Source organism: Streptomyces sp. NPDC055078 (assembly GCF_053607985.1).
Genome location: NZ_JBSGUP010000599.1, coordinates 1 through 5,111, shown reverse-complemented (window position 1 = coordinate 5,111; position 5,111 = coordinate 1). Strand labels below are relative to the sequence as shown.

Annotated in this window: 5 protein-coding genes; all 5 read right to left on the bottom strand. The window is 72.7% G+C overall.

Translation table 11 applies throughout. The annotated features are described in order from the left end of the window. Nucleotides 1–372, bottom strand: a 372-nt coding sequence (locus tag ACWF94_RS32965; protein ID WP_453496984.1) for an SCO2583 family membrane protein, incomplete at its 3' end; no start/stop codon positions are given. A 304-nt stretch (nucleotides 373–676) separates the two neighbouring features. Continuing rightward, nucleotides 677–1,282 carry an SCO2584 family spore wall biosynthesis protein gene (locus ACWF94_RS32960; protein ID WP_453496981.1) on the bottom strand — a complete coding sequence of 202 codons (606 nt, stop codon included), beginning with the start codon at nucleotides 1,280–1,282 and terminating at the stop codon, nucleotides 677–679. Nucleotides 1,283–1,439: 157 nt separating this feature from the next. Then, nucleotides 1,440–2,732, bottom strand: coding sequence for a glutamate-5-semialdehyde dehydrogenase (locus ACWF94_RS32955; RefSeq protein ID WP_453496978.1), 1,293 nt, complete (start codon nucleotides 2,730–2,732; stop codon nucleotides 1,440–1,442). Between the two features lie 277 nt (nucleotides 2,733–3,009). Then, a complete protein-coding gene (locus tag ACWF94_RS32950) occupies nucleotides 3,010–3,564 on the bottom strand; it encodes a hypothetical protein (RefSeq protein ID WP_453496975.1) in 555 nt (184 codons plus the stop codon). Nucleotides 3,565–3,696: 132 nt separating this feature from the next. Next, nucleotides 3,697–4,824, bottom strand: coding sequence for a glutamate 5-kinase (gene proB / locus ACWF94_RS32945; protein ID WP_453496972.1), 1,128 nt, complete (start codon nucleotides 4,822–4,824; stop codon nucleotides 3,697–3,699). Nucleotides 4,825–5,111: the final 287 nt, after the last annotated feature.

Sequence of the window (5,111 nt, the reverse complement as noted above, 5' to 3'; positions counted from 1 at the left end):
GAGGTCCCCGGGGGCGCCCCCGGGGACCGGGCCCTGGGGAGCGAGGGGGATCAGCGTGATCCGCAGCGGCTCGGCCTGCTTGGCGGGCGGCGCCTGATAGGGGTGGCGCACCCCGAGGTAGATCGCGGTTCCGAAGGCGATGGCCACGAGCAGGACGAGCACCAGGACCGACTTGGAGCCGGTCCGCAGGGAGAGCGCGGGGAGGCTGCGCACCGCGCGCGCGTGATCGCCCATCCGCTCCTGCGCGGAGAACTCCTGCAGCCGCGCAGCTCGTACGAACGATTCGTCGAAGACGACGGACCGGTACTCGTCCTCTCCACCGCCGGGGAGTCCCTCGGGTGTCCCCTCGGGCGGATCTCCGCGCCCAGCCATACCTTCAGGGTAGGTCTGGCGGGGCTCCGGTAAACGCGGTGGTACGCGACAAACTCTGACGAGTTCCTACGCAGCCGTTCAGGGGTCGGCGGATGTTCAGGGGCCGGAACAATGGGCCGCGCGGGGGATCGGAGTACGCGGGTGCGGAGCGGAGAGCCAGCGGGGCGGGGCGGGGCGGAAGCCAGGGGCTGGGGGCGGAGAGTCAGGAGGCCAGGGCGGAGACCAGGGGCAGGGGGCGGACCCGGAGGACCGGGAAAGACCCGGAGGACCGGGAAGGAAGACCGGGAGGGAGGTCAGGGGCGGGTCAGGGGATGCGGGGTTCTGCCGAGACCGGGGGCGGGGCGTAATCGGCCGAGGCGGAGGGGCTGCCGACCCGGTCCCTGGCGGAGCCCGCCGATGGAGTGGCGTCGACGCCCGTGGTGGCGGGCGGAGGCACCTGGTCCTGCCGGTTCCCCGAGGCTCCCCGGTAGACGGCCGTGAAGGCGAGGGCGACCATCCCGATGCCCATCACCAGAGCGAGGACCCAGGCCACCGGACGGTGCCAGCGGGCGCTGCCGCGGTAGGGGCGCAGGGCGCCTCCGTGCCTGCCGTAGGGACCGGAGTCGTCATCGTCGGGGTGAGGGCCGTCGCCGTCGCCGTAGGCGCGCTCACGGCCGTATGAGCCGTATCCGTCGTCGTACAGCTCGTCGTCGTGGGGTCCCATGCCCGATCCGGCACGGGCGGCCTCGGCCTCGGCGCGGGCCTGGGCGGCGGCGAGCAACCGCTCGACGGCGGTCGGCTCATGGATCTTCGCGGCCCGGACGAAGTCCTCGTCGAACACCACGGAGGCGAAGTCCTCGTCCGCGCCTCCGCGGTCGTCGTCGGGCTCCCAACCGTCCGGGAACGGCCTGCCCCCCACGTCGTCCGGCACGCCATCAGAGTAAACCGGGCCGCAGGGTTTGGGCAGACGCAAGGGGAACTCTCCCCGCCCGGGTGACGCGCGCCACGGCGCTCGGCCCGACGTCGGCCGGGGAGCGAACGGACGTCGGCCGGAGCGGTGCGGGGTCGCCCGTCCATGCGGGTGATGGCTACCGTGTGTGACCGTCGCCGGTGACGATGTATTTGGTCGAGGTCAGCTCCGGCAGGCCCATCGGGCCGCGGGCGTGCAGTTTCTGGGTGGAGATGCCGATCTCGGCGCCGAAGCCGAACTGACCACCGTCGGTGAAGCGGGTGGAGGCGTTCACGGCGACCGTGGTCGAGTCCACCAATTGGGTGAAGCGGCGGGCGGCGGCCTGGGAGGTGGTGACGATCGCCTCGGTGTGGCCGGAAGACCACAGGCGGATATGGGCCACGGCCGCGTCCAGCGAGTCCACGACGGCCGCGGCGATGTCGTACGAGAGGTACTCGGTCTCCCAGTCCTCGGGGGTGGCCGCGACGACGGTGGCCTTGGTGGTGTCGGCGTAGTCCACCACCCGTTCGTCGCCGTGCACGGTCACCCCGGCCTCGGCCAGGGCGTCGAGGGCGCGCGGCAGGAACGCGGGGGCGATGTCCTGGTGGACGAGCAGGGTCTCGGCGGCGTTGCAGACGCTGGGGCGCTGGGCCTTGGAGTTGATCAGGATGTCGATGGCCATGTCGAGGTCGGTCTCGGCGTCCACATAGACATGGCAGTTGCCGGTGCCGGTCTCGATGACGGGGACGATGGACTCCTCGACGACCGTCCGGATCAGCTGGGCGCCGCCACGCGGGATCAGGACGTCCACCAGACCGCGGGCGCGCATCAGTTCCCGTACGGAGTCCCGTGATTCACCGGGCACGAGCTGGATCGCGTCGGCCGGCAGGCCCGCGCCTCCGACGGCGTCGCGCAGCACCCGCACCAGGGCGGTGTTGGAGGAGTACGCGGAGGACGAGCCGCGCAGCAGGACGGCGTTGCCCGACTTCAGGCACAGGGCGGCGGCGTCCACGGTGACATTGGGGCGGGCCTCGTAGATGATGCCGACGACGCCGAGGGGGACGCGGATCTGGCGCAGATCGATGCCGTTGGGCAGGGTCGAGCCGCGCACCACCTCGCCGACGGGGTCGGGCAGCGCCGCGACATGGCGGACGTCGGCGGCGATGGCCCGCACCCGTTCCGGGGTGAGGGTGAGCCGGTCGATGATCGCCTCGCTGGTGCCCGCTTCCCTGGCACGGGCGATGTCCTCGGCATTGGCCGTGACGATCTCGCTCGTCCGGACCTCCAGGGCGTCCGCGATCGCCAGCAGCGCGTCGTCCTTCGCCGAGCGCGGCAGTGGCGCGATGTCGGCGGCGGCGGAGCGGGCCCGGTAGGCGGCCTGGGTGACCGGTGTGAGGTTGTCGTACGGCGAGAGCGGCGAGGACTTCGTCATACCCGCAGGGTAATGCGCCGCCCCGCCCGCCCTGTCCGTATTCCGCACTACGAGACGGTGGTCCCGAACCGGTGAACACGGCCCGGGGAACACGGCCCGGGGACACGGCCGACGCCGCCCCGGACCGAGAGGCTCCGCGGACCGACTCCGAAGACCTGGGCCCCCGGCTCCCGCCGAGAGAACCCCGATTCCCTCCGAGAGAACCCCGGGCCCCAAGCCCAAGCTCAGGGCCCGGCTCCCGGCGCCCCTCACACCAGCCCCGGCCCCGGCCCCGGGATCAGAAGGGGTGGACTCCCACCGGGGCGGCGGGCGGTGGTCCGTATCCCTCGGCGAGGCGCTGGTGGTAGGTCTGGCGGTCGATGACCTCCAGGCCCACGATCGTCCACGGCGGCAGTCTGGCCGTCGAGCGGTGCTCGCCCCACAGCCGCAGTGCCACCGCCGCCGCGTCGTGCAGGTCCCGCGCCTCCTCCCAGTAGCGGATCTCGGCATGGTCGCCCGCGTAGCGGCTGGTGAGCAGGAAGGGGTGATCGTGCGCGAGCTGTTCGAGACCGCGCCGGACCTCCGTCAGCGGGGCTTCGGCGCCGGAAACGCTGAGGGTGATGTGCCACAGCTTGGACTGTGTGCGCTCATCGCCCTCCGCGCGGCCCTCCGTCTCCGGCCCGGCACCCGGCTCCTGCCCCTGCCCGGCGTCGTCGAAGTCGGCTCCCGCGCCGACGCTCGTCAGTGTCCGCTCCTCACCCGCGGTCCTGCGGGTGTGATCGCCGGGCGCCCTGCGGGCGTGCGGGCTGGCCCCGTTCCCTCGGGGCACATCCCCTGGGCGCGCTCGTCTCACCGGCCGCCTCCTGTTGCATGTGTCGTCGTGCTGTACCCCGCCGTTCCCCCGCAACAAAGTTGACCAGTCCTGGACGGAACATGGGGCGCTTTTAGGGAAGGTCCCTGCCGGATGACTGGACTTTCAGCCGTTTCAGGGGTGCAGAACGACCAGATCGTCCCTGTGTACGACTTCTCGCTCGTACTCGGGGCCGAGTTCCCGGGCGAGATCGCGGGTGGAGCGGCCGAGGAGCTGAGGGATCTCGCGGGCGTCGAAGTTGACGAGTCCCCGGGCCACGGCACGGCCCCGGGGGTCGCGCAGTTCGACCGGGTCCCCGGCGATGAAGTCGCCCTCGACCGAGGCGATCCCGGCGGGCAGCAGGGACTTCCGGCGGCGTACGACGGCGTCGACCGCGCCGTCGTCCAGGAACAGCGCGCCCTGCGGGGTGGAGGCGTGCGCGAGCCAGAGCAGCCGGCCGGCGGAGCGGCGGCCGGTGCTGTGGAAGTAGGTGCCGGTCGACCTGCCCGCCAGCGCGTCGGCGGCCCGGACGGCGGAGGTGAGGACGACGGGGACGCCCGCCGCCGTCGCGATCCGCGCGGCCTCGACCTTGGTCACCATGCCGCCCGTGCCCAGGCCCGCCTTGCCCGCGCTGCCGATCTCCACATGAGCGATGTCGGCGGGGCCGCGCACCTCGTCGATCCTGGAGGTGCCGGGCCTGGCCGGATCGCCGTCGTACAGCCCGTCCACATCGGACAGGAGCACCAGCAGATCCGCGCGGACGAGATGGGCGACGAGGGCGGCGAGCCGGTCGTTGTCGCCGAAGCGGATCTCGTCCGTGGCGACGGTGTCGTTCTCGTTGACGACGGGCACCGCGCCCATGGCCAGCAGTTGGTCCAGGGTCCGGTAGGCGTTGCGGTAGTGGGCGCGGCGGCTGGTGTCGTCGCTGGTGAGGAGCACTTGGCCGACCCGTACGCCGTAGCGGGCGAAGGAGGCGGTGTAGCGGGCGACGAGCAGGCCCTGTCCGACGCTGGCGGCGGCCTGCTGGCGGGCGAGGTCCTTGGGGCGGCGCGGCAGGCCCAGGGGGGCGAGGGCCGCGGCGATCGCGCCGGAGGAGACCAGGACGATCTCCTTCTCGCCTCCGCTGCGGACCTTGGCGAGTACGTCGACGAGGGCGTCCACCCGGTCGGCGTCGAGTCCGCCCGACGCGGTGGTCAGGGAGGACGAGCCGACCTTGACGACGATCCGGTGGGCCTGTGTTACCTGCTGTCTTGCCACTGTCACGGGCCGAATCTATGTCAGGGGCCGCGCCGGACGCTCGGCCATTTCACCCGCTGGACAGGCACCGGACCCAGCACCGGACCAGCCCCGGACCCCGGCACCGGCACCGGCACCGGACAGCATGAGACAGGCACAGAGCCGGCCCGGACAGTACGCGCCGGGCACCGCACGCGCGGGGGCCCGTACGGCGACTGTGCCGTACGGGCCCCGGAAGGCGGCTCGCTCAGCCGGATGTGCTCAGTCGGCTGTGCTCAGTGGGCAGTGGTCAGCGGGCCAGCGGCACGGCCGCG

Excerpts from the sequence above, each read along its gene's own strand:
- ACWF94_RS32955 (WP_453496978.1), bottom strand. The coding sequence starts at position 2,732 with ATGACGAAGTCCTCGCCGCTCTCGCCGTACGACAACCTCACACCGGTC.